The sequence below is a fragment of the Agrobacterium rosae genome, from assembly GCF_002915175.1.
Lineage (GTDB): Bacteria > Pseudomonadota > Alphaproteobacteria > Rhizobiales > Rhizobiaceae > Agrobacterium > Agrobacterium rosae.
On record NZ_NXEJ01000008.1, the window covers coordinates 145,319 to 171,337 of the forward strand.

The following is a 26,019-nucleotide window of genomic DNA, read 5'->3' on the forward strand; positions in this document are numbered from 1 at the left end:
GCGGAGCCGAAAGGATTAGCCGTTGCGAAACGCATGAGCTTATGAGCAGAATGCAACAATGGAACGCGGTGAACTCAATGATCTTCTGACGTTTGCAGCGGTCGCACGTGAACGCAGCTTTACGCGTGCCGCAGCCATTCTAGGAATGTCGCCATCGGCGCTCAGTCATGCGATACGCGGATTAGAGGAAAGACTTGGTGTTCGACTTCTGGCGCGAACGACCCGAAGTGTTTCCCCGACAGAAGCAGGAGATCGGTTACTTCAATCGCTCAATCCAGCCTTGGAAGGGATCAAGGACGGACTAGAAGCATTGGCAGAGTGGCGAGATAGCCCCTCCGGAACAGTGCGGATAACAACATTCGCCTATGCTGCACGAATGGTGCTCCTTCCAAAACTACCGAGCTTCTTGCTCGCTCATCCGGAGGTGCACGTAGAGATCAACATCGATGACGGACTGACGGATATTGTGGCTTCGGGCTTTGACGCTGGAATTCGGTTCGGTGAATCCGTGGACAGGGATATGATTGCGGTGAAGCTAGGGCCAGACATGCGCACGGTCGTGGTTGGTACACCAAGCTATTTCGAACGCTACCCGCCACCATTGACACCCTATGATCTCCAGCGTCACGCATGCATAGGTTACCGACTAACGACGTCTGGTGGGCTTTTGCCATGGGAGTTCGAAAAGGATGGGAAGGAGATCAAGATTCACACGAACGGCCCACTGGTCGCCAATGACGGAGATATTCCTGCGGCCGTCGTACGGGCAGGAGCGGGTCTTGGATATATCATGGAATGTGATGTCGCCGAGGAAATCGCCGCCGGTACTCTTGTTCAAGTCCTGAAAGAATGGTGCCCAACTTTCCCGGGCTTCTACCTCTACCATCCAAGTCGCCGTCAATCGCCGCCGGCGCTTCGGGCGCTTATTGAGACTTTAAGCTTTGGATGATGTCAAAGCTGTTAGTGCACTTTCTTGTTACAGGCAAACGTCCTAATCGGCATTTTCATAATATTTGGTGAGATTTCCGCCCAGAAAGGAATTGGCGAGGGGCCGGTAAGACTTGGCGAGGCTCAGCGCCACGTCGTCATTCTGTAAAAAGAGATACGGCTCAAGCCAGGCGATTTGGAAGGCCTTCAACTTCTCTTTGCGGGTTTGGAAGCTTTGTTTTGTGCCCGCAATATCCGCGACAATTGCCGGATTCGCCAAGGCGGAAATCGTGAAGTCCACGATCTTGTCGAGCTTGCGGTCACACACACCCAGGCTGTCTGGCCTCGAAGGGTAAAGAATACGTGCCGTCATCACGATCGGGGCAACGGCGTGGAGTTGATAATGGAGTGCCTTGTCCTTGCGTTTCATTTCCTCAGGTAAACTACCGTCAGGGCCTGCAGAGCATATGAGCAACTGATTTGTCTGCGCCCCCCAATCCAGAAGGTTTTGCCGCCCTGTTATTGCACCCACCTGCGCTGCTGCAAGACCAGCCCATGCACGGTGATTGTTACGTGATGCCATGGGTGGGGCTTCTGTATCAAAATAGACGATCTGTTTTTCTGTAAGTGTGACCAACCAGTCGTGAATGGACTTCTCATCTGTGGCTGATGGTTTTTCGACAGTTAAAGCTCTGGCATAAGCAGCCGAGATACCTGCAATTCGCGAGGAGAGTGCCAAGTGAGCATTCATGGTTTCGGCCTGCATCAACGCACCAGCCTTTGCCCAACTCGCCACGCTGCTAAAAATGCATTTCGCCGCTGCACTGGCTTTCTTTTCGTCCAATGTTTTATTGGCGTCATCTGCCAAATTACGAATAAAGCCATCAATAGGTGCGAGTGACGTTTCGACTTCGGCGTTCAGTTTATCGTCGATCTCAGACCGCGATTTGTCAGCATCCTTGTATCGCGAAGGCAAGTCGATATTGACAACGGGCTTGGCTACACTCGGGCAATCTTCTGTTGCAAATACATTGGTTTGGATTAAGCAGGGGCTTAGACCTATGGCGAGCGCCACACATTTAAGGACAAGTCCGGTCATATTACTGTTCCTCAATTGATCTTCGCATTCATGCCAGCAAGCATTTCTGCCGCTTCGTCACTTCCAAGGTCTGATGCTTTGCGCAGCCAGAGACGGGCGTCATCGAGAGACACAGGCCCGCCAATTCCGTAGGCGTGATTTCGGGCCAATATCAGCATTGCTGGCACATCATTGAAATTCGCTGCCGCTACGAGCAACATTTGCGCCTGTTTGACATCTTCTCCGGGCCTCGGTTCCGTCACAATAGCCTTGGCATATTCTCTCATACCACCGGGATCGCCGCTATCTGCCGCAGATTTGTAGATGGTATGAAGATCGAGCTTAGACAGCACCAGTGTGCGCACGGGTGCGTTCATTTTCTTTATGCGCGCAACACGCTCGTAAAGCTGGTCAGGCGTTGCGTTTTTCACTGAGGATAAAACGACATTGGCGGCTTTGTCCTTCGAGTAACTTTGCTTTGCAGGGTCGGAGTAGTGGTTCAACAGAACCATTTCGGCTTTTACATCACCAAAGCGTACTGCATCTTCATAAAGAGCAAGGGCTTTTTCGGGAATATCCTTGCCGTGTCCGCTTGAGGCAAAGTCGCCGAGAAGTCTGAAGCGCCAGCCGCGATGCTCAGTCAGTTCCTGCGCAACCATCAACCAGCTCTCAGCTTTTGTGCGGTCGATTGGAGCATAGGCCTTTGCTAAGGCAAAGCTATTTTCGAAGTTGCAGTCCATAACGGATGATGCCATCGACAGAAGTCGTTTCTGTTCATCGACAAAACGCTCGGCTTCTGCCGCGAACATCAAAGCGGTCGCATCACCATTGGTCGAGATCAAGCTGGCATATTGTGTGTAAACATTAATTGTGCCGCGCAATGATGCCAAGGCGCGCATGGCGCGGCCATTGCCTTGCGCGCTTGCTTTTTCCAGGTAATTCAGTGCCAGCTTTCGCAGCGTCTCGTTTTCGGGAAGGTTAGCGATGACGGCATTGGCAGAGGCAACCTGAGTGGCCACCGATCCGGTTTCTGCCGCCGAAACATACAATTTCAGCGCTTCCTGTGTCATTGTATCGTTTGTTGCGGCGGCCAGCAGCAGCTTGGCGTGGCCCACGCCAGCATCACCATTGGCTGCAACTTTGGCTGTCCACTCCCTGACGGTAGCGTCATCGGCGCGGGTCGATTTGAGGTAATAGAGATAGGCAGCCAGTGCATCGGCTCGACCATAAAGCGCCTCCGACTGCAAGGCTGCGATTTCGACCGCATTGGGACGACGCACCAGCTTTACGATGCGCCAAAGTGGCCAGTTCGCCGAGGCATCTTCATCGTTCATCTGTTGCCACTTGGCAGCTTCCTGAAAATCAGGGCCACCCGGTCTGCGGCAAAGATAGGCGGCTTTTAGATCATTGACGGTGCCGGTCACACCAAAATTTTCAAGCACCGAACGAAGCAGGTTGGTGGCCTCATTGAACCGACCAGGCTCATCAACGTGCCGCAGACGCAACTCGGCAAGGCTCTGCATGGACGTTACATCGCGCAGCTTTGCCCCCTGTTCAAACAGGACGGTTGCCTCCGCCTCGCCCGCCCACTGGCCGTTCTTTTCAAGGGTCAGATTTCCAAGTCTGGAAAATGCCCATGCGGGAGGCTGAGGGAGTTCCGAGAGCTTTCGTAACGTTTCCTCATAGGCCTGAACAGAGCGTAGATCATCGCTATCAGCTCTATAAAGGGCGGCTAAATGTGTCAGGCTGGCGCGATTGCCTTCATCTGCCGCCTTGATGAAATATTGGCGGGCAAGCGCTTCGTCTTTTTGAACAATGGCCCCTGCATTGTAAATCTTGGCCAGTTCCACCATGGCCGGTATCATGCCGTGCTCAGCAGCCATTTTGAGATAACGCAGCAGAATGTCATTATCTTTTTCGATAGCTGTACTTTCCATATGGTAGCGGGCAACTTTCCAGGCAGCAGTTCCATCACCCAGATCCGCGGCAACCCTCAACCATGCCTCGGCGATGTGACGATCCGCAGCAACGACCTCGCCCTTCTCGAATTCCCGCGCGATACGGCCTATACGCTCGCAAATTCTGTCGTCCAGTTTTCCGACCATCGAGCCCAGCGCCATGGTGATGGCCAGGGACGGCTCCATGTCCCAGTCAGGCGTCGGCTTACCATCCAGTTGTGTCTTCGCCAGCGTCAGCAAGGCATCGGCATGCCCGTTCGATGCTGCCCGGACGAGTAATTTTTCGACTGCCTCCTGTCCGCCCTGATCCTTGACGATGCCACTCGTGATGAGGTCCGCCGCCATTTTCATTTCGCGCGCCGACATGCCGTTCCCAAGTGCGAAAAGCTTTTTTAAGAGGCCAGACTGTTCAAGTTCAGCGATTTTGCTAGCCCGCAGATAAAGCGAGATGCGTTCCGCCATAACATCATTGGCTGAAAGATCGCTCCGATCACCCAGACGCCCGATCATGCTTTCGACAATCTGAAAATTACGCGTCGCATCCATATCGCGCAGGCGTTGGGCCTCACGCAGGATAATCCAGCCTTTGGTGTTCGGCAGCGTCTTCTGGTCCCAAGATGTCCAGCGTTTCGAAATATCATCGTCGGGCGCGCGCTGAACACAGATATTTGCAGGCTCCACGACCGGCGGCAAGAATTCGATTTTCAGCGGCTCCGAAGGTGCAGCCCACGCACTCACGCCCGAAAAAGCCAACATGGCAGAGGAGAGCAGGAGTCCGATAGCGCCATAATTTCCGGGAGAAAAAGACATAAAAGCCTCCTATCGCTGCAAAAGGTTGTTTTCGAGTGCGACGGCGCTGTAGCGGCCGTTTGCGCCTGTAATGACAATTGAGTAGGCCGTTTTGCGCTTGAGATCGATCGTCTCGGTCGTTGCAACAGCGCTACCGTCCTTCTGTATCTCGAAGGCCAGTGACAACGGCGCTTTCAACGCCACATCCTTGCTTTCACCCGCTGCCACGCCTTTGAGTGCGACAGCTTTCGCTGCGGGTACAACTAGGTCAACACTGACCAGGTCGCTCAAATTGTAAAGATAAAGCTGCGCCTTGGCCGGATCGTTCTTGACCACGTCGCTAAAGACGCGCTCACCTTTCAGCCCCATTGTCATCGTGTAATATTTACCAGGCTCGACCGTCATCACCGTGCTTTGTCCGCCAGAGGAAATCTCGACAGAGCCAGCGTTCACATTCACATAAGGCGAAACGCCCTGCGTCGGTGGCACCGGTTTTCCACCAATCGTCGCCGATTGCTGGTCCAAGCTCACTACACGCACGAAAGAGGCCTTTGGATCAGCCGCCTTGCCGTATAGTCCGGCATCCTGTGCGAACCCGTGGGTAACTGCAAAACCTGCGACCAAGACGGCTATGGAAAACGTCGTTTTATGGTTCATATCAGTTGTCCTTTGTGCTGGCCGAGTGGCAAATGCTCACACCGGCGCTTTCGGGAGACAGGGTGTCGAACGTGATCTGAACGTTCTTGACGGATTTGGATCTGGCATCGAAGGGGAAGTAGTAGCGCCCGCTTGACGCCGCACGAGCAGGACGTGAAATCTGCGTTTCGATGACGTCGCCGTCATCAAGCCCGACACGCAGCATTGCTGAACGGCTGTTCTCATTACCGGCATAGGCCAGAATGACGGAAGGACCTTCAAGGCTTTCAGGCCTTAGCGCTACATCGAGTACGTTTTCGCCAGATGTTGAAAATTCCGGCGGTACGCCGCTATCGCAAACTTTGACTGAAGCAGCGGCAAGCTCGCGCAAGGGCGCATCTCCGAATTTGCCGAGGTTATTGTAGATCGGGTTTTCCCAGATCAGAAAGCGTGGCCGCCTCTCTGCAAAATCTGCGGAGGTGATGTAAGCGGTGATGGACCCGAACTGGTTTCCACCCGACACAGCATAATTGTTGACGGATGTTCCCAGTTGCTGAGAGAGGAAGCCTGCAAAATTGGCTGGAGCGAGATCGGAAAAGCTGGTGCCGACAAGCGCAACCCGTTCGCCCTCATCCGTATTGCCGAAAATATCGAGCTGCGCGCCACTTGAAGCAATGACTTCAGTCGTTTCGAAAGCCTCCATTTCGGCTGCTGGTAGGGACGACACACAAGACGCTTGAAGAAAGCGCCGCATAGTCGAAATGATCTGCTGGCGGCCGGCCGACTTGGTTTCAAAGGTTGCGGTCTGCAAGCCATCTGCGCCGGGCAAAGCCTTTATAGTGGCGGCCACTTCGCTTGCGGCCGCTTGTGCGCCCCATGCTGTCCAGTGAAAATCTGCCTGCAAGAACGGCGGGTGCTTGGCGTCGTTGTTTTGCAGCGCTTTGAGAACATCAACAGTCACGACTCCATTACGGCGCAATTTCGCGAGCGTTTCATCATAGGCAACCCTGGCGATATCGTAATTGAAGCCCAGTTCGTAGGTACGGTCTGGCAGATACTGTGGCATCGTCAGACTTTTGGTGGGGATAGGAACATAGATCAGCGTGGTGCCATTGGCCTCAAGCGCCCGGGCCACTTCGGCAAGTTGCTTAGCGGTATGTTCACCCAGTTGATGCTGCATTCTGATATCGGCGAGAACGCGGAAAAAGTACCCGTCCTTACCTTCTACGGATGCAACGAGAGGGTCTTCTTCCAGGCCGGTGCAGCCGAAATCCGAGGCGATAACGGGCGACGAAGACAAAGCCATGCACATCAAAGAAATGATGAGCGGCGTATGGACGTTCAAAATGCTACTCATTCATGTCTCCAGACTTCGGAGTTTCCATTGCCGCAGCGGAAGTAAGCTTGCGTCGAAGCGCACCAGCCACACTCTGGGTCTTCAGGTCGCTAGAGCGTTCGGCAACCATTAGATATGCTTCGATTTCACTGCGTTTGGAGATGGTGCCGTTGGTAGACATAAGGTTGATTGCTTCTTCCAGCGCCGCAGTGGCGTTTCCTCGGTGTGCAGCACTGACGCGGAACTCAGCATACTTAACAGGGCTGTTTTCGAAGGGCGTACCTGACCGATACGCGGACATGAGCCCTTCGAACGCGGCCTCATCACCGCGTGCTGCATGCGCCCGCAAGGCAGTTTCTGCCGCACCGAGACGCTTCTGATTGGCCGGGTCCGGCTGTATTTTGCGCACAAGTGAAACAAGTGGCTTAATAGCTCCGGAACGACCGGCAGCGGCAGCCATGGTGAAATAGTGCAAGGAATCCTTCTCAAGTTCAGGCTTTTGATACAGCTGTTTCGCAACCAGCAAGGCTGCAAGACTATCACCGCGATCCGCCAGAACCTGAAGTTGCCGGTAGGAGATTCGCTTGTTTTTGACCATGCGCTTACGGGCATCACGCAATTCCTGTGTAGGAAGCTGGTCCGTACGGGTGATACCCGAGATAAAGCCGGCCTTCCGACGCGGTTGGGCATCGGCATCGGCCGCCGCTGCGACAATCACGGCAAATGTGAGAACTGCAAAGCCACGAATCTGAAAGAGTGGGGTATCAAATCTTTGCATGGTCGACCTCCTTTGCTGCCGGCGCGTCCGCCCAGAGCTTGGTATCGGTCAGATACCGGACCGGAAATTCCCACAACACAGTTTGCGGAAGAGCGTCAGCGTTCTCCAGTGAGTCAAGATACTGGCGCATGGGTGCCACGGGCCCTTGGCCAACCAGCGCAGCATTGGCAACATCCAGGCCGCTTTGGAATGAGAGAAAGGATGCGAAGGACCAAAGTTCGTTCGCGCTATAGCTCGTGCCGACGAGTGCTACGGGAATATTTGTTGCATTGCCGAAGATATCATCTACCGGCTGATCACCAGATTTTTGCGCCAAATGATAGGGCGTTACGCGCTCACTTCCGAGACCAACAAGCGGTGCAAAAACACCGCCAGTAACGTATTTGACTAGATCACCCTCTACGCGTTCCTCGACGCCTTCCAAAATCTCGTAATGTCCGGGTTTCTCTCCGAGCACCTGCGCCGCAACAGCAGCGGCGACTGCGTGTGCACCGGCGGGTGTCCAGTGTGTGTCGGTCTTCAAAAACACCTGACGATCCGTACGAGCAGACATCAACACGGAGCGGGTATCAACTGTTTCGATACCCCGCGCCTCAAGTTTTTCCCTAAATTTACCATAGAGTTTCTCGCTATAAGACGAAGCTCCGGGCTGTTCCAATTCATCGAAATAGACATCACTCTTGGCTGGTAATGGAACCATGGCAAGCTGGACGCCTTTTGCACCTAATGTTTTTGAGATCGTCTCAATCTGCTCCACGGAGACCATGAGGTAGGCGTCGATATCGGCAGGCAAGCGGAACTCTTCATCCGTAAAGAGATAACCATCCTTTCCAGCGACGACGCCTCGTCGTCCCTCGCCCAAGAGAAAGTATCGGGCTGCGCCAATTATCTCTACCGCGAGTTGCCGATGGGGCAGGCCATCCCGATAAAGCTTCTCCAGATGCACCGTCACGCCACCATTCAAAACGGATGTTAGCGACAGATCGTCCTGCCCATGTATCGGCTGCAAGCGCTCCGGCATGCCAAAGTTGGCGAAGGCCGCATAGCCAAACAGCGCAGCAGGTATCAGAAGTTGGATTGCAAGAGACGAACGAATAGCCGCCATGGTCTGGCTCCTAAAACTGGAAATAAAGAAAGGGGGAATAGGCACTGTCGGCCAGTTTCAGAACCGCCACGACACCCAGCAGAAGGATTGTAAGCGGAAGAGCAATTGAAGTCTGCATCACCATTGTTCCGTCGGAGCCAAAGGTAACGTCCTGCTCAGGCTGGAACATATCGCGCAGCCAGGGCTCGAATGCTGCGACAGTGGTCGCGACAAGAAGCATCAGCAGCGCTTCGCGGGTAAAGGCGAGAGACAGCGCAGAGGTGAGCGGCAAACCGTTGAAGCCGAGCATGCCGCTATAGATATTTGCCGCAATCGAAAGATTTTCTGCCCGGAAGACGACCCAGCCGATCAGAACCAGCAACAAGGTCAGGGGTAACGAAGACAAATGACGTCCGGCCTGCTTATCCCAACCCGTTGCTCTCTCAATTGCCAGCCAACCACCGTGCCACGCACCCCAGATCACGAATGTCCAGTTTGCGCCGTGCCACAGACCGCCCAGCAACATGACGAGGAAGAGATTGATGTAGGTGCGCAAGGGCCCAAGTCGGCTGCCGCCGAGCGAGATATAAAGGTAGTCGCGAAGCCACGTCGAAAGGCTGATGTGCCAGCGCCGCCAGAATTCGGTAATGCTGCGGCTTGTATAGGGCATGTCGAAATTTTTAACGAACTGAAAGCCGATCATCAGCCCCAGACCGCAGGCCATGTTGCTATATCCTGAAAAATCGAAATACAGCTGGAGCATATAGGCGATCGCGCCGGTCCAGGATTCCACGAGGGTTGGTGTAGGGTTGGAGAAGACAGCATTCGCAAGCGGTGCGATGCTATCAGCGATCAGCACCTTTTTTGCGAGACCAATCGTGAAAAGCGCCGTTCCATCCGCAAATTTCTGAAGGCTGTGCTCCCGATATTTGAACTGACCGGCAAGATCGCGAAACCGCAGGATCGGTCCCGCGACAAGCTGCGGAAACAGCGCCTTGAAAGCCGCAAGATCGATGAAATTACGGGTTGCGGGCGTATCGCGTCGGTAGACGTCGATGAGGTAGCTGACAGACTGAAATATATAAAAGGATATACCAATCGGCAGAATGAGCCGCCAGTGGATGCCCATCTCCTCAGGCGTCGTCCCACCGAGCGCTGCGATGCTATCCATGAAGAAGTTCAGATACTTGAATATTCCAAGGACAAGCAGGCAACCCGTGACGCCCGCCACCATCAGAGTTTTCGCCAATGGGCGACCAAGATTTTTCTCGATGAAAATCGCGAAAAAATAGACCCAAACCGTGGTGGCGAACAATAGGCCAAGAAAATCGACCCTCCACCATGCGTAAAAGACGTAAGAGCCGATCAAGATTGTCAGCGAGCGAAATCGCGGCGGGGTCAGATAATAGACGATGAGGAAGCAAGGGAGATACATGAATAGGAAAATTTCAGAAGAGAATACCATCTCAGCCACCTATCATTTTGTTACAGGCCGCAAGACCGAAAGCGGAGAAAGTTGCCAGTTGGACAACAGCAGGCTTCTGTTCGCCATGCACGATGAATTCGGAGTTTGGTCGAGCGTCATGGGCATCTAGATATCTACCCGTAGCACCCGCCATTGCGCCCGCAAAAAGACGTGGCCACTGAGCCGAAAAATTGTTTGCCAAGAGCCGCAAATTACCGTGCCCGTCTGAGCGAATGCCGATAGCGTTGCGCGAAAAAACATTATCTTGAATATCTGTGACTGCTCCGGCCTGCTCCTCAAGCGAAATGCCATCGTGATTTTTGCGAATGGAATTTCTCGAAATCTCGACACCAAGATTTCCCTCGGCACGGATGCCGCTGAGTTTGTTACTCTCGGTGAGATTATCGGATACCGTGCTGCAGCCACTTCCCTTGATGACGATGCCCGAAAGTTCGCTTTTTTCGACGTGATTATCTCGGACGTTGACAAGAACGGAGCCATCATCCACGAAAATGCCATGGCCTTGGCTAGACGTGACGTCGTTGTATTGCAGTTTTACCTGCTGGCTGCGGCTGGTCACTCTAATCCCATGGCTTTTTGACGAGGCCATGCTGTTATGCAGCACAGTGACATTGGATGCCGATTGCACGACGATGCCTGAGGATCTCATGTCCGTAAGGCGGTTGTCTCTGATGACACTCCCGTTCGCCTTGATAAAACTGAGGCTGACAAGATTAGAGATCGTATTGTCCGTGATCTGGATATTGGGCGTGGACAGAGAAAAACCACGACCTAGAAAAGAGAGGCCCGAGGCTTCCGCAAATGACCCGAAACCAAGATTGCTGATATGGCTGCTTTTGATCGTCGCACCGCCTTCCGCAACGGTGAGGATAAAGGGCCGGAAACGATTGCCCGCCTGCGAGGACGCGCTAGCGTCTATCGAAGCGTCGGTGACGACCAGAGTTCCGGCGTTGATGATCAGGGCTGATTTCGTTCCATCAAGGAGCAGTTGCTCACCTTTTCCAATGCGAAGTTCCGCCCCTTTCCAGATCACCAGTGGTGCCGTGATCTGAAAAGCGTCACCTCGGTTTTGCAAGATGCCCTCCAGTTTTTTTCCGGCAGCGGCAGCGGCAAGCTCGGTTAGGCTGAACGTACCGCTTTCGATGACGATTGCCGTTGTGTCTGGATTGATATGCTTCTCAAGTTCGGCAAATAGCCCTTGGCTTGCGCCGACCGTGGCAATGGGGATGACCGTGCCGAATTTGGCCGTGCTGAGTCGTTGTTGCGAAGCCGCAGATATCGGCAAGGCGCTCCCCGCATCTATCGCCAGAGATTGTTGTGGCAAAGCCACCGTCAAACTGGCCGATAAAACCAATGCTTCGATCAGTATTTTACACATAGTCTTCCACTCCAATCGCCTGCTGCAAAGCACCCACCGAGATTGCGGGGAGCGGCAGTTGCTGAATGGACGGTTTGATCTCGCAGGTGATTTCGATGAGTTCAGCAGGCAAATCGGAATAATTGCTCACCAGCGCATAATCTGCACTGAGGAACATTTCCGCACTGCCTGCGTGAACCGGCATACCAATAGCGCCAGACTTCAGGTGAACGGTGCCACTTAAAACCGTGACAATATGGCTTCGATTAGAGCCGCCCAAAATCCGCGCCTGCTTCCCAGGCGCAATCGTCAGCAGATTCATGGTGACACCATTTGCCGTGTGAATGGCTTTGAAGGTTCCCCATTCCATGAACTGGTTACGGTGGGTGCTAACTTCCGACCGCTTGGACAAGACCAGTTTTTCTACGATTTTCTTGACGTCCTGCGAGCGATGTTTCGAGGCAACCAGAACTGCGTCATCGGTATCCACAACAATCACATCCGTCATACCGACGACAGCGATAAGCCGATCCCCGCCTCTTATCAGCGAATCCTGCGTGTCGTGCATCACGACATCACCGGAGATGACGTTGCCGTTTTCACATTTACGACCGATGGAATGCAGCGAGTTCCAGGCCCCAACATCGTCCCACTTGATGTCGGCTGGCGCGAGCGCAATATCCTTTGTCCGCTCGAAAATCGCCTTTTCCGTCGGCAGGCTGAGAGCCTTTAGAAAACCCTTGGCCGAAAGCGCGATGCCACGGTTTCCCGACAGAGGTTGAGCATCGTTCAGGGATATCTGCACGGCGTCGTAAGTGGCCGGGTCATGCAAACGATATTCGCCGACGAGCTTGTCTGCCCGAAACATGCTGATGCCGGACGCCCAATAGGCCGAACCCGTCTCGAATAGTGAATGGGCGATGCTCAGTTCCGGCTTTTCGATAAAGCGTTCCACGCGGTGAAGACCTGGGTAGTTATCGAAAACCCCGCCATCCATGATGTAACCGTAACCGGTTTCGGCAAATGTCGGGCGGATACCAAATGTGACGATCAAGCCATCGAGCGCTGCCTTGTGCATCGACTTTACAATGCCGTTGAGATCGCCCTGAATGACGTGATCCGAAGGAAGAACGACAATGACAGACTCCGGCTCCGCACCGGCCACATAGATGGATGCGGCCAGCACGGCGGGACCGGTGTTGCGTGCCATCGGCTCGGTGATGATATGCGCCTTGCACTGGATCTCGGCCAGTTGGCGGGATGCCGTCTCCAGATGGCGCTCGCCGACCGACACGATCGGCGTTGCGAACATTCCACCGCGGTGGCGCTGCACCGTCTGTTGAAAGAAGGACATCGAGCCCTTGCCTTCAATCGATTGGAACTGTTTTGGCTGTTCTTCGCGTGACATCGGCCAAAGCCGGGTTCCAGAACCACCGCAAAGGATCAAGGGATAGATCTTGGAGGTTTTCATGGTCATGGTTTCCAGTTTCTGAGGGGTAAGATCAGACGGGCACCCGCATCGTTGATCCCGGCAAGCCAGGCGGGCGTTGTATCGATGGATATGCGCACCGGCTTATTGGCGTTGGAGGGCCGGATGGCCGCCTCAGGCTTCAGAGTAACGACCATCATTGCGACGGGATCGACTTTTCCACCTTTGGATTTCACGTTGTCCAAACGGGCCGGCAGGACTGTTCCATCAGCCATTGTCATTGCAATTGCAGCTTCGTCAGACAGAGCATTGAGATCTGCAGACGAGAAACGAGCTTCGACAACCAGGGTTTCGTCAGCGCCACTCAATTGCACCACGGGGTCCCCTGCCAGAACTGTCGCGCCCTGATCGACGTATTTTTCTCTCAAGCTGCAATCGCATGGCATCACCGCTGTCACCGATGCTCCAGACGAGCTTTCGATCGTGTAAAGCGGTTGATTGCTTGTCGGATTGTTGGCGAAGAAAGAGAGCTGACCAGATACCGTGGCTCGCAGCATTGGTCCGTTCCAGACGGCGACAGCCGGGCCTTCCACATTGTGCTGATAAACCCGACTGGACACCAGGGCCGATGCACCGAAAACGAAAAGCACCGACGCCGCAGTGGTGAGCGCGATGCCGAGCAGTTTGCTCAACAATCGACGGGACGTGATATGAGTGTTCGCGCCACCCGCTGTCTTCGGAAGCCTTGACTTGGCTTGCAGCATATCATGTAGGTTGACCACATCTCCTGCCAACCAAGCATTCAGGATATACCGAAGTTGGGGCATGTGAGGGCCTGCGGGCTCCGAGAACGTCAAAGCTAGCTGTCCTGTTTCGGAATTTGCCGTATCGACAATGACGGCGATGGGCAGTGAAAAGACAAATGCGCCGAAGTCGAACCGAAACATCGCTAGACGCGTTGCTTGCGTCAGGCCTGGGGCTGCAAGTCCGCTGACCTTGGCTTGTGCCATGGATACGGAAATGCCGTCATAGCTTCGACCATCGATGACGACGCTGAAAGGAAGGTTGATGGAAGGGTGCTCGTTGCCGGAATGCAGAGCCGAAGCCGTTTCCGAAAACGTTTCTTTAGACCGCTCTTTGCCAGTGTACTCGATCGTGGTCATGCGCGTTCCTTGTTGCTTGGGTTCAACTCAGTGCGATTGCGGTGAGCAGCAGCCAACCCGTGGCAACTGCGTGAAGATAGATTGAAGTCAGGGATTTCAGGTGTAGCGACAGTGGCTGTCGTACTTTCGTTTTGCTGGCGGACTGGCGCGTCCACTTCTGACGATCGAGGCGGAACAGCACGAAGGTCTTCACCGCGGCGCCAACCAGTTGACCGAAATATAGCAGGAAAGGATAGCTGATCGGGAAGTTTGGCCGGAAACTCATAATGACCAGACAATAGACGTAACGCGTGATCATCACCCAGGTGATATAGGCAGCCAGGATCAATGGATGAAAAAAGACTGCAGAAACCAAGACCGTTGCTGGACCGAGCAAAGTCGTCCACATCGATATGCGCTGGTCTAGCAGCGACCACCATGTGAATGCACCGATCTGGCCAGGGCCAAGGGCAAGCGCTCGCCCGTTGGTGCGCAGCATGTTGCCGAACCAGCGCACCATCAGAACGACAGCAGAATGGACGAAGCCTGGGTGTGGCTGTGTTTCCATCGACAGACTGCTGACATCTGGAAGATAAAGCATCCGCCAACCGTTTTTCAGCAGCCAGAACCATGTCGACTTGTCATCACCGGTCAGAAACGTCACGCGTCCCAGGCGCCAGTGGTCCATGCTGTCGCGTTCCACCATGCGGATGAAATCGCTGTTGCAAGCAAGTGTCGCCCGGAAAACCGACATTCTGCCCGTCAGCGTCAAGATGCGTTTTGAAAGGCCCATTGACGACATCATCATCTGGCGCTGGGTGAAACGCAGGTTGAACCAATCGCGGAACAGACCTGGTTTGGATACCTCGCACCGTTCGTCCGTTGTCAGAGCACCGACTTTGTGATCGCAAAAGAACGGTGCCGACTTCTCAACAATATCGACGGGTGGACAGCTGTCTCCGTCCACGAAAATGACGACGTCCCTGTCACTTGGGCATTGACGGGCGATAATGCGCAGAGACGTTGCAAGAGCATCTCTTTTGCCAGTTCCAGCAATGCGGTCGATGATAAGGCGAACTTTTCCCTGCATGTTTGGGGTTAGTTCGAAGATGCTCCGGATCAAGCGTTCATCGGCGCCTTCAACCACGGAAGCCACGACAGTTGCTCCCCCTCTTGATGCCCCAGCAGCGGCAAAGATGGACCGGTAGACGGTGGTCGAGATTTCTGGCTCGATTTTGTAACTGGTGGCAAGAAAGAAAGCATGGGCGGGCACATGCTGTTGTCTATAAAGCCCTTCCACCACCGCCCGTCGACGCGGATGCACGAAGTGAACGAAGACATGCGCTCTAACGAAGTTGACAGCTCCCCAGCTATATCGCCAAGCGCCGATAACACCGATGGTCAACGCAAGACCGATATGTTTGGAGAGTTCCTCGAAAGGAATGGACAGCAAAAGAAGGCAAACTGTCGCCAAGTAGAGCGCATGTTTGATCATCGTTACGACCTCACCAGCAAATGCCTTCGTACCGACCGTTCGAACGAAGGCCAGCCGTCAGACGAGCAAGATCGACGCAGGACTTTTCGGTAACGGCCTCGCTCAACGGATCGACCGTCTCATCGTAGCGATTGCCGATGAGGATGATGTCCGATGTGTCGATCAACTCGCCAATGCCTTCAACGAGGCGGTCCTGAAGATCGGGAATGGTATTGTTGCCGCGCCCCGACCCCGTCATTTGGTTGTCGTAGGCCTCACGAACGCTCGGATCATAAACCTTCAGGCCATAACCCTTGGCAATGAGACGTGCGGCAAGATCTGCCAGTGGACTTTCCCGAAGGTCGTCCGTTCCCGCCTTGAAGCTGATACCGACGAGACCGACCGATTTTCCACCGGTATTTTCGACCATCGTCTCAGCGCGTTCGATCTGCCGCGCATTGGCGACAAGCACCGCATCCAGAAGTGGCGTCTTGGTTGCCTTGGCAGCTGCGAGATGGCGCAATGCTCGCACGTCTTTTGGAAGGCAGGATCCGCCAAAGGCGAAGCCTGGTCGCATGAAGTAAGGCGACATGCTTACCTTACCATCCGAGCAAAGGACACGCATGACTTGCTGACCATCAATACCCAGGGACTTGGCGATATTGCCGATTTCGTTGGCAAACGTAACCTTCGTCGCGCGCCAGGAATTGCTGGTATATTTGATCATCTCTGCCGTTGCGATTGAGACAATGCTGAGCTGGCATGGCAGCCCGGAGTTGACTTCCTTCAGGATATCTAGAGTTGTTTCATCCAGTGCCCCAAAGACGATCAGGCCAGGATTGTAATTGTCTTCGATTGCCGTGCTTTCGCGCAGAAATTCCGGGTAATAACCGACACCGAAGTCGACGCCGGCAACCAGTCCGGAAGCTTGTTCGAGAAGCGGTATGCAGACCGTTTCCATCGTTCCTGGAACGATCGTCGAGCGGATCACGACGGAATGGTAGCGCCCCTTTGCGGCAATTTCCTTGCCGATCTGAATGCAGGCTTGTTTGACATAGGCCAAGCCCACGCCGCCATCCGGATCGCTCGGGGTGCCAACGCAGACGAATGACACGTCTGTCCCGGCGATAGCCTCTGCGATATCCTGCGACGCCCGGAGTTTCCCGAGTTCCACTGTTTTTCTGATCATGATGTCGAGGCCAGGCTCGACGATTGGCGTTTCGCCGCGGTTGACCTTGTCGACTTTGTTAGGGTCGACATCCACCGCAACAACGTCATGCCCGTCACTGGCAAGACATGCAGCCGAAACTACCCCCACATAACCGATGCCAAATATACTGATACGCGCCATTTGGACGTTGCTCCCGTCATAGCTTGGTTTACATAACGGGTCCGAGGCACGGCTCTCTACTTTCGTGTTCGGCCCATGTGTGTCAGCTTATGTCGGTAAAAATCCCGTTCAAGTCAGGAAAAAGCGAAATATTAAGATTATATTAACCACATAATCGATTAAAACAGAGATAGACCGCGCAGATATTTTGCGCAGTCTAAAAATTCCAAATATTTCTTGATTATTTAGTTCAATAGAACTGAAAACCAGCCGCTTCTATAGCCATATTTTACTATTGCGACACGTGATCTCAAATCCAGTTTATCTGAAGCACGTGCTTTATATGTCTCAACGGTCTTACCACTGACCTTTAACTCAGACGCGATTTCTTTCGTACTGAAGCCAAAGGCAAACAACTTCAGTACCATTTCCTCACGCCGACTGAGCGGCCCGGATTCGGTATCGACTGATGCTAAGGAAGTGTTGTTAAGGGCAGCGTAGAAAGAGCGGATGTTGGGCTCACGAATTAGCCCAAATATGCGGCGGCTTATATAGTTGCCACCTCCGCCAATGATGCTGATTGCGCGAGAAAACTCCGTCGGTATGTCGGACACAAGCAGGATATTGTGTATGCCTGCTGTATAGATTTCCGGCACGGTCTCAACGAGATCGTCGTTTACCACACAAATTACCGACGCGGTGCTGCGTGCACTGCGTAGGGCGCGGACAACGATGTGCCCATCAAATTCAGATAGATGGTCCCCTATGCCGACCACAACAATGTCCGGCAACGTTCTGATAACGAATTCAGAGAGTTTTTCGAGTCCGCGTATCTCATCAACGAATATTGCCGTTCCACTAAGTGAAACGTTGTCGCGAAGTCTTGTTATAGTCTCTCTATTAGCTCCCACAGTCGCAACCCGGAGCCTGCTCTGATCAATCATAGAAGTTCCCCGCTATAGCGAAACTTCCTCCCAAAACTTAAATAAAACGACCTGCCTCCATCCCCTAAGATGCAGAGCGTTACCGAAGATATTATAGTGTTTACAAGAGAGCACTTTTAAGCTGCATCGCTTTCAATTATATGTCAATATAAATGTACATGAAAAAAAATTTTTGGTTCGTAACTTGATTTAATACTATTTGTTACTTTAGGTTGCATAATTAATAATTGATAAGAATCCTAGTTATTTAAGTTGTGCTCAGGGCTCGTCTTCGATGTATCTCTTAGCTTTATTGGCTCTGCTAGTTTAAGGCAATGCCGACGAGAGGCGCGCTTAGACGTCTGGACACTGTAATTATGAGGCAGCACTTTCCACGTGCACTTTGAGCTAAGCCAACGTCGAACCCGTATCAATTATTGGTGCCGCGCTCTTCATCCGGATAGCTTGATCTTCGACATTGAACCGATTCCCGCCGCCGCCGATTGCGCCGTCAACAGAGCTATGGCGACAATAATGGTTGCGGCGACGCTCTCTCAGTCTGATACTCCACCACGTACTTACGCTACGGATAACACCTGATCATGGGTGGCAACATAGAAATTCCCCTCCGTCGTGACCCAACCACGGAACATGCCATCTGTGTTGTAAGGTGCGGTAATCGAGCCGTCAGCACCAACGGCAACCAGCCCGGCACCGATGCCGTGGGGTTTCAGATCGTGCTGGATGACTTTCGAGGCTGCCTCTTCCACGGTTTCGTTCAGATATCCGATACGGCTCGCAACTTCATGGCCGACCGCGTAGCGGATGAAGAACTCACCCTTGCCGGTTCCGGATACCGCACAAAGGCCATCTCGGGCATAGGTGCCTGCACCCACAATCGGGGTGTCACCAATGCGACCGACCGGCTTGTTGTTGTAACCGCCCGTTGAGGTCGCAGCCGCCAGATGCCCAGCCGCATCGAGTGCAACAGCGCCGACGGTGCCGTGTTTTTCGGATTCGCTGGCCGCCGCTGCGGTGCCCGCTTCAGCATGGGCCTTCATCGCGGCCAGCGCTTTGACGCGCTTTTCGGTGGTGAAATAGGTCGGCTCGACGATATCGAGACCTTCTGCGGCTGCAAAATCATCGGCGGCGCTTCCGCCCATCAATACGGCATCGCCTTTCTCCATGACGCATCGCGCAGCTTTGACGGGATTGCGGATGCGTCTGACCAACGTCACGGCACCGGCTTCCAGCGTCGCACCGTCCATGATCGATGCATCGAGTTCATGCTCGCCAGCGGCATTGAGTGCTGCGCCGTAACCGGCATTGAAATGCGGGCTGTCTTCCATCACCACGACTGCCGCTTGCACAGCATCAAGCGCCGAACCATTGGCCTGAAGCACGGCCCACCCGGCTTTCAAGGCATGGCCAAGATCGACGCGGGCGGCTTCCCACTCCGCCTCGGTCAAGCTAAGCTTTGCCATGACGCCGCAACCGCCGTGAATTGCCAGTGCGATCTTGCTCATCGTTTTTCCTCTTTTCAACTAAATCAGCCGGGCAAAATCTTGCCCGGCTGATTGTATGGAGTCCGCGTCGTTTATTTCGCAGGACGAATGTTCATCGCCAGCGTGTCCTCATCCGAACGCGGCACAATGGTGATTGCCTTCTTCATGCCCCAGGCCGAAATGATCGAGGCAATCGACAAGTTGGGGCGGTCAGAAGCCACGATCGCGTTTGCATCCTTTAGGTACTGCTCGCGCTTGCCAGCGTCCATTTCGACACCAGCCTGCTCGATCAACTTGTCCAATTCAGGGTTCGAGTAGCCGCGGATGTTGAACGCACCCAGCTTCTTGGCAGGTTCATTGGTGTGAACCAGCGATGACAGCGTATAGTTGGCTTCACCTGTCAGCGTGCCCCAACCGGACATGGTCAGCGAATAATCGCCGCGCGTGTTGGCGGGGAAATAGACGGCACCGGGCTGTGCATTGGCTTCGACCTGAATACCGATCGCGGTCAACATTTGCGCAATCGTGGTACCGGCATCCTTATCGCCCGGAAGACGGTCATTGGTGAAGGAGAAGGTCACCTTGAAACCGTCGGGATAACCGGCTTCAGCCAGCAGAGCCTTTGCTTTGTCTACATCAGACTTAGTCGGCTTCACATCCGGATTGTAGCCGAAGATGTTCGGCGTCACGAGCTGCGACTGGACCGTGCCCATGCCTTCCATGGCGATCTCGGTAATGGTTTCCCGGTCGATCGCCAGATCGAAGGCTTGACGCACTTTCGGGTCGGTGAAGGGGTTCTTCGGCAGCGGCGAGCCGTCCTTGGCACTGATCTGCGGTGACTTATCACGGAAGTCGAAGGCGATATTGAACAGGTACACGCTGTCCTGGCGAACGATGGTGAGCTTGGAATCCTGCTCCAGCGTCGGCACATCGGAGGCCGGAATACGGGCAATGAGATCGACCTGACCGGCCTTGAGCTGTGCGACGCGGGCAGCATCATTCGGCAGTTCCTTGCGGATAACCTTGTCCCACGGCTCCTTGCCACCCCAGTAACCATCGAACCGTTCCAGAACGAGCTGTTCCTTTGGTGTCCAGGAGACGAATTTGTAGGGGCCGGTGCCAATGGCAGCCTTGCCTGAGTTGAAGCCTTCGGAAGCCTTCTCGGCGCTGTCGGAATAATCCTTGGCGGCGATGTGGGAGACGACGAACAGACGGATGAAATCATTCGGTAGGTTCGGAGCCGGGCCGTCGGTCTTGACGCGGATAGTCAGCGGATCGACAATCTCGACACCCTTCACGCGGCGAACATAGATCGTGGTCGGGTTCGGGCCAGCAACACGCGGAATGCGCTCGATGGAGAATTTTACGTCTTCGGCGGTGAAGTCGGATCCGTCATGGAATTTGACACCCGGGCGCAACTTGAATTCCCAGGTGCTGTCGTCAATCGCGGTCCAGCTGGTGGCAAGGCCAGGCTCGAGTTCGAGGTTGTTGCCGGATTTGATCAGCGAGTCATAGATGTGCTTCATCGCCTCGGCGTGGGTGCCTGCGGCGGTGAAGTCAGGATCGATCGACAGCGGTCCGGCGCGTACGCCGATTGTCAGATCCGCGGCAAGGGCGGCACCTGAAACGCCGCCGAGCAATGCCGTTGCAAGCACGGCTGTTCGGAATGTTTTCGAGATTATCATTCTTCGTTCTCCTCTGTCGTTGTCATAGGGGGCCAGTTCGGTGAATCCACGACGACCTTGGCGAGCAGCTCCGACAGCATCAGCTGTTCGGCAGGCGTCAGCGATGAGACCATCGCCCTCTCGCGCTCGACCATCGGCTGCATCGCCTGTTCCACGATGCGTTTGCCTTCGTCGGTGATGGTGAGGACAAAACTTCTCAAATCCGTCTGGTCGATTTCGCGGCGGATGATGTTCTTGTCGATGAGCTTCTGGATCGCCCGGCTGATCGTATTTTTCGGAAAGCCAGAGGAACTGCAAATGGCGCTGGCTGTCAGCCCGTCGGATAGGCCGAGCGAATAGAGAACGACGAATTCCGGTCGCGGAATGCCGTGTTCCTTTTCGATCAGCCGATAAATCGGCTCGTTGAATTGCAGTGCCAGAAAGTTGAAACGAAACGACAGCCAGCAGGGATTTTGCCAAAGCTTGACGGAGACAAGGTGCTCCACGCCGTGGCTTCCGGCAGCAACTTTGCCGCCCTCCCGCAACAGAGCATCCAGTGTTGGTCCCCGTGATTGTCGCAATCAACCCTCGCTTCGCTGCAATTCATTTTAGTCCCGTATGGAACTTGACGCGGGATTAAATGGCTGTCAATTTCTTTTTTTAGTTCCATTTAGAACTTTGTTTGATGAGGCGCAGATAGGCAAAAAAGCACAAATATTGTGCTGAAACGCTAAATGGTAGACGTTCTTTGCGCGTTTGCATCGGTAATGAGAATGAGGATAGCGAGTTGAAGATAGCCGACATGAATTGGATGCAGGTTGAAGAGCGCGTCGCGGAAAACGATTGCTGCATTTTGCCCATCGGCAGCGTCGAACAGCACGCTTATCTCAGTCTCGCCACCGATATGATCCTTGCCGAGAAGATCGCCGTCGATGCCGCCGAGCCGCTGGGCATTCCGGTGTTTCCCGTCATGCCCTATGGCCTGGCATCGTCCTTTGCGACCTTTCCCGGAACGCTGACCCTGTCGCTGTCCACCTATATCGGCGTGATCAGAGACCTGCTCGACAGCATGTACCGATCCGGCTTCCGCCGCATCCTTGTCGTCAACGGCCACGGCGGCAATGTGCCAGCCACCACGGTTATTTCTGAGTGGCTGAACACACACCCGGATGCATCCGTCAAATTCCATGACTGGTGGCGGGCACCCAAGACATTGGCCAGGGTGCAGGAGATCGATCCAGCTGCCTCGCATGCCTCATGGATGGAAAACTTTCCATGGACGCGCACGACGGACCAACGCCAGCCGGACACCTCCAAACCGCAGATCGATTACGCAGCTCTGGCGCGTGTTGGAGCGGCACGAAAACGCGAATTACTGGGTGATGGCAATTATCACGGGCTTTACCAGCGACCGGATGAGGACATGCTTGATATCTGGGATGTGGCCGTGAAGGAAACGCGCGCGCTTCTGGAAACCGACTGGCACTGACAAACACACGGATATCGTAAAAAGACGGGCAAACCCGCACAAGACGGGAGAACTGGGAACGCATGTTTGGTTTCATCCTGCAAAGACTGTGGCAGGCGCTCATCGTGGTCATCGCCATGTCGGCGCTCGTGTTCTGCGGCGTCTATGCCGTCGGCAATCCGATCGACGTGCTGATTTCTCCCGATGCGACGCAGGACATCCGCGCCGCCGTGATTGCGCAATATGGTCTCGATCAACCGCTATGGCAGCAATATTTCACCTTTGTCGGCCGCATTCTGCATGGCGATTTCGGACGGTCCTTTGTCTATAACATGCCGGTCAGCGAACTGATCCTGACCCGCCTGCCCGCGACATTGGAACTGACGCTGGCGGCGGTGCTGTTTGCCAGCCTCGTCGGCATACCCATCGGCATGTATGCCGGATACCGTCCGCATAGCCCGGTCTCTCGCGCCATCATGACGCTATCCATACTTGGCTTTTCCGTGCCGACCTTCTGGTTCGGGCTGATGCTGATCATGGTCTTTGCGGTTCAATGCGGTTGCATGCCCGCCGGTGGGCGCGGGGAAACAGTCAGCCTGTTCGGCGTCGATTTCAGTTTCCTGACCGGCGATGGGCTTTCCCATCTGATATTGCCCGCGTTGAATCTCGCGCTGTTCAAGTTCTCGCTGATGATCCGCCTTGCGCGGGCCGGAACCCGTGAACTGATGCTGAGCGATACGGTGAAATTCGCCCGGGCCGCCGGTCTTTCGGAATTCACGGTGCTGAGCCGTCATGTTCTGCGGCTGATCTCGATCCCGCTTGTGACAGTCTTCGGACTGGAACTCGGCTCGACGCTGGCATTTGCGGTCGTGACCGAGACGATCTTCTCGTGGCCAGGGCTCGGCAAACTCATCATCGACAGCATCACCTCGCTGGATCGGCCTGTCATGGTCGCTTATCTGATGTTCGTCGCCCTTCTGTTCATCATCATCAATCTCGTGGTCGATCTCGTTTATGCGCTGCTTGACCCGCGCTTGAGAAAGGGACGTGCCTGATGCGCGATACTCCGTTCTACCGGTTTCTGGAGGAATTTCGCGGCAACAAGGTCGCTCTTGGTGCTGCCGTTATGGTGTTTATCATCGTGCTGGTCGCCCTGATCGCACCGCTGGTTACGCCGCAGGACCCGTACGACCTTGCCCATCTGGTGCTGCGCGATGCCCGCCGTCCACCGGGTTATGTCGGCACGGGCGGTTACACCCACTGGCTGGGCACGGATTCGCAGGGCCGCGATCTCCTCTCGGCCATCATCTATGGTCTGCGCATTTCGCTGCAAATGGGCATCATCGCCGGTGGCGTTGCCTTCGTCATCGGGGCCGTGGTCGGCTGCGCTTCGGCCTATATCGGTGGGCGTTTCGAAAGCCTCGTCATGCGCATCGTGGACTTGCAGCTTTCTTTCCCCGCCATCCTGCTCGCCTTCGTTATCGCGGCAGTGCTGGGACAAGGTCGTTACCAGCTGATCCTCGCACTGATCTTTGCCCAATACGCTTATTTTGCCCGCACCGCCCATGGTGCAGCCGCTGCCGAAAGGCAGAAGGATTATGTCGAGGCGGCGCTGTCCATCCCATTGTCGCCTTGGCGCGTGGTGCTGAAACATATCCTACCAAACTCGCTGCCGCCGCTCATCGTTGTGGCGACCGTTCAGGTAGCCAGCGCCATTTCGCTTGAGGCGACATTGTCCTTTCTCGGTGTCGGCCTGCCACCAACCGAGCCGTCGCTGGGCATGCTGATCGCCAATGGCTTCCAATATCTGCTGTCGGGTCGCTACTGGATTTCGATCTATCCCGGCGTGGCGCTCATCCTCTTCATCGTCTCGCTCAACATTGTCGGTGACCAGATCCGCGACCAACTCAACCCGAGGCTTCGCAGATGACCCCAACAACGACCGCAACATCTGCGACACCGCTTCTTGACGTCACCAATCTGAAGACCTGGTTCCCAAATGGACGAGGCGAAGTGAAGGCCGTCGATGGCATTTCCTTTTCCGTCGCGCCTGGCGAAGTGCTGGGGCTTGTCGGTGAATCCGGTTCCGGCAAATCGATTACCGGTTTCTCCATCATCGGTCTCATCGATGAGCCCGGTCGTATCGTTGGGGGCTCGATCAAGCTGGAGGGCGGTGAACTGGTCGGCCTGCCTGCCCACGAACTGCGCGCCATTCGTGGTAAAGTGATTTCCATGGTCTTTCAGGACCCAATGATGACGCTGAACCCGGTGCTGAGCATCGGTACGCAGATCAAGCTGGCACTGGAAGCCCACGAAAACATCAGCAGTTCGGACGCACGTGAACGGGCGATCAAGGCCTTGGCTCAGGTGCGGATCAGCGATCCCGAACGCAAGGTTGATTTCTTCCCGCATCAGTTTTCCGGCGGCATGCGCCAGCGTGTGGCAATTGCCATCGCGCTGCTACACCGGCCCAAGCTGATTATTTGCGATGAGCCGACAACCGCGCTCGATGTCTCCATTCAGGCTGAAATTCTGGCCGAGATGAAGGAGCTGGTCGCTGACCTTGGCACTGCGCTGATCTGGATCAGCCATGACCTTGCAGTTGTCTCCTCCATTGCCGACCGCGTGGCGGTGATGAAATCCGGCAAGATCGTCGAGATCGGCCCGGCGCTGGGGGTTTTGATAAAGCCGCAGCACGAATACACCAAGGCCCTGCTTGAAGCGCTGCCCTCTCGCGCCAAACCGGGCGAGTTATTGTTGCGCGGCAGCGGTATTGCCGATGCGGAACCACCGCCAAGAAAAACAGCGACCGCCAATCTGCCGCCGCTTGGCAGCCCTTATCTCGTCATCGACAATGCGGTAAAACGTTTTGAGAAGCCGGTGGGACTTCTGCACGGGCTGGCCATCCGGTCGGGCCTGTCGCAGCCTGTAGCCGTCGTCAAAGCAGTTGATGGTGTCTCGATTACCGTCAATCGCGGCGAAGTGGTGGGGCTAGTTGGCGAATCCGGCTCCGGTAAATCGACGCTTGGGCGCATGGCAGCCGGTATCACCGTGCCGACATCGGGCGCGATCCGTCTCAACGGTCAGCCTGTCATGAGTGCCGGACGTAGCCCGTCCAAGATCACCACGCGGATTCAGACCATTTTTCAAGACCCGTTTGCCTCTCTCAATGGCCGCATGCGCATTGGCGATATCGTCGCCGAAGGACCGCTCGCGCACCGTTTGGTCAGCCGCGCGGAGGCACCCGATTACGTCAGAAAATGGCTGGCTGCGGTGGGATTGGACCCGACATTTGCCAACCGTTTTCCGCACCAGTTCTCCGGTGGCCAGCGGCAGCGCATCGCCATTGCCCGTGCGCTCGCCATGCAGCCTGATGTGATTGTGTGCGATGAACCCGTCGCATCGCTGGATGTCTCGATACAGGCGCAGATCATCAACCTCTTGATCCGGTTACGGACAGAGCTTGATCTGTCGCTGCTGTTCATCAGCCATGATCTGTCCGTGGTTCGCCACCTCTGCGACCGTGTGGCCATCATGTATCAGGGCCGGATCGTTGAAGAGGGCGAAACGAGCGCAATCTACGCAAATCCGCAGCATGACTACACGAAGCGATTGCTCGCTGCCGTTCCGGTTTTGCCGCAAGCTGCCGAATAAA

General features: G+C 54.8%; 21 protein-coding genes. 5 read left to right on the forward strand and 16 right to left on the reverse strand.

Translation table 11 applies throughout. The features are described 5' to 3' along the window. The first annotated feature begins 58 nt into the window (after window positions 1-58). Entirely contained in the window at window positions 59-949 is an 891-nt protein-coding gene (locus CPJ18_RS16570; RefSeq protein WP_103659429.1) for a LysR family transcriptional regulator, read from the forward strand. A gap of 42 nt (window positions 950-991) precedes the next feature. Here CPJ18_RS16570 and CPJ18_RS16575 read toward each other — a convergent pair whose 3' ends face one another. From CPJ18_RS16575 to CPJ18_RS16650, 16 genes are all read right to left on the reverse strand, one after another. Continuing rightward, window positions 992-2,026 (reverse strand): alginate lyase family protein, encoded by a 1,035-nt coding sequence (locus tag CPJ18_RS16575; RefSeq protein WP_077122190.1) that lies wholly within the window; start codon window positions 2,024-2,026, stop codon window positions 992-994. Between the two features lie 11 nt (window positions 2,027-2,037). Further along, entirely contained in the window at window positions 2,038-4,773 is a 2,736-nt protein-coding gene (locus CPJ18_RS16580) for a tetratricopeptide repeat protein (RefSeq protein WP_103659430.1), read from the reverse strand. A gap of 9 nt (window positions 4,774-4,782) precedes the next feature. Further along, window positions 4,783-5,409, reverse strand: a complete 627-nt coding sequence (locus CPJ18_RS16585) for an alginate O-acetyltransferase AlgF (protein WP_077122192.1) — start codon at window positions 5,407-5,409, stop codon at window positions 4,783-4,785. A 1-nt stretch (window position 5,410) separates the two neighbouring features. Beyond that, entirely contained in the window at window positions 5,411-6,745 is a 1,335-nt protein-coding gene (locus tag CPJ18_RS16590) for an alginate O-acetyltransferase AlgX-related protein (RefSeq protein ID WP_103659431.1), read from the reverse strand. Continuing rightward, entirely contained in the window at window positions 6,738-7,502 is a 765-nt protein-coding gene (locus CPJ18_RS16595; RefSeq protein WP_103659432.1) for a hypothetical protein, read from the reverse strand. The genes CPJ18_RS16590 and CPJ18_RS16595 overlap by 8 nt, the downstream gene beginning before the upstream one ends. Beyond that, window positions 7,489-8,607, reverse strand: coding sequence for an alginate O-acetyltransferase AlgX-related protein (locus CPJ18_RS16600; RefSeq protein ID WP_103659433.1), 1,119 nt, complete (start codon window positions 8,605-8,607; stop codon window positions 7,489-7,491). Before CPJ18_RS16600 ends, CPJ18_RS16595 begins: the two co-directional genes overlap by 14 nt. 10 nt (window positions 8,608-8,617) lie before the next feature. Further along, a complete protein-coding gene (locus CPJ18_RS16605) occupies window positions 8,618-10,051 on the reverse strand; it encodes an MBOAT family O-acyltransferase (RefSeq protein WP_103659434.1) in 1,434 nt (477 codons plus the stop codon). A gap of 1 nt (window position 10,052) precedes the next feature. Then, window positions 10,053-11,450 carry a right-handed parallel beta-helix repeat-containing protein gene (locus CPJ18_RS16610; protein ID WP_103659435.1) on the reverse strand — a complete coding sequence of 466 codons (1,398 nt, stop codon included), beginning with the start codon at window positions 11,448-11,450 and terminating at the stop codon, window positions 10,053-10,055. Further along, window positions 11,443-12,900 carry a mannose-1-phosphate guanylyltransferase gene (locus CPJ18_RS16615; RefSeq protein WP_167397926.1) on the reverse strand — a complete coding sequence of 486 codons (1,458 nt, stop codon included), beginning with the start codon at window positions 12,898-12,900 and terminating at the stop codon, window positions 11,443-11,445. Before CPJ18_RS16615 ends, CPJ18_RS16610 begins: the two co-directional genes overlap by 8 nt. A 2-nt stretch (window positions 12,901-12,902) precedes the next feature. Next, window positions 12,903-14,021: an HlyD family efflux transporter periplasmic adaptor subunit gene (locus tag CPJ18_RS16620; protein ID WP_077122199.1), complete on the reverse strand. Its 1,119-nt coding sequence runs from the start codon at window positions 14,019-14,021 to the stop codon at window positions 12,903-12,905. Between the two features lie 22 nt (window positions 14,022-14,043). Next, window positions 14,044-15,495 (reverse strand): glycosyltransferase, encoded by a 1,452-nt coding sequence (locus CPJ18_RS16625; RefSeq protein WP_103659437.1) that lies wholly within the window; start codon window positions 15,493-15,495, stop codon window positions 14,044-14,046. A 10-nt stretch (window positions 15,496-15,505) separates the two neighbouring features. Beyond that, complete coding sequence (locus tag CPJ18_RS16630; RefSeq protein WP_103659438.1) at window positions 15,506-16,825, reverse strand: nucleotide sugar dehydrogenase; 1,320 nt, start codon at window positions 16,823-16,825, stop codon at window positions 15,506-15,508. Window positions 16,826-17,049: 224 nt separating this feature from the next. Further along, window positions 17,050-17,748 (reverse strand): helix-turn-helix transcriptional regulator, encoded by a 699-nt coding sequence (locus CPJ18_RS16635; protein ID WP_077122202.1) that lies wholly within the window; start codon window positions 17,746-17,748, stop codon window positions 17,050-17,052. Between the two features lie 557 nt (window positions 17,749-18,305). Beyond that, window positions 18,306-19,253 (reverse strand): isoaspartyl peptidase/L-asparaginase family protein, encoded by a 948-nt coding sequence (locus tag CPJ18_RS16640; protein ID WP_077118086.1) that lies wholly within the window; start codon window positions 19,251-19,253, stop codon window positions 18,306-18,308. A 71-nt stretch (window positions 19,254-19,324) separates the two neighbouring features. Next, the gene (locus tag CPJ18_RS16645) at window positions 19,325-20,917 is read right to left on the reverse strand and encodes an ABC transporter substrate-binding protein (RefSeq protein ID WP_077118087.1); all 1,593 of its coding nucleotides are present in this window, start codon (window positions 20,915-20,917) and stop codon (window positions 19,325-19,327) included. Continuing rightward, a complete protein-coding gene (locus CPJ18_RS16650; protein WP_244910305.1) occupies window positions 20,914-21,477 on the reverse strand; it encodes a MarR family winged helix-turn-helix transcriptional regulator in 564 nt (187 codons plus the stop codon). The genes CPJ18_RS16645 and CPJ18_RS16650 overlap by 4 nt, the downstream gene beginning before the upstream one ends. Window positions 21,478-21,683: 206 nt before the next feature. Here CPJ18_RS16650 and CPJ18_RS16655 point away from each other — a divergent pair, with 206 nt between their 5' ends. The 4 genes from CPJ18_RS16655 to CPJ18_RS16670 all read left to right on the forward strand — a co-directional run bounded on the left by CPJ18_RS16655 (window position 21,684) and on the right by CPJ18_RS16670 (window position 26,018). Then, window positions 21,684-22,385, forward strand: a complete 702-nt coding sequence (locus CPJ18_RS16655; RefSeq protein ID WP_077118575.1) for a creatininase family protein — start codon at window positions 21,684-21,686, stop codon at window positions 22,383-22,385. A 62-nt stretch (window positions 22,386-22,447) separates the two neighbouring features. Then, the gene (locus CPJ18_RS16660) at window positions 22,448-23,419 is read left to right on the forward strand and encodes an ABC transporter permease (RefSeq protein ID WP_077118089.1); all 972 of its coding nucleotides are present in this window, start codon (window positions 22,448-22,450) and stop codon (window positions 23,417-23,419) included. Further along, window positions 23,419-24,294, forward strand: coding sequence for an ABC transporter permease (locus tag CPJ18_RS16665; protein ID WP_077118091.1), 876 nt, complete (start codon window positions 23,419-23,421; stop codon window positions 24,292-24,294). Before CPJ18_RS16660 ends, CPJ18_RS16665 begins: the two co-directional genes overlap by 1 nt. Beyond that, entirely contained in the window at window positions 24,291-26,018 is a 1,728-nt protein-coding gene (locus CPJ18_RS16670) for a dipeptide ABC transporter ATP-binding protein (protein ID WP_103659439.1), read from the forward strand. Before CPJ18_RS16665 ends, CPJ18_RS16670 begins: the two co-directional genes overlap by 4 nt. Window position 26,019 lies beyond the last annotated feature (1 nt).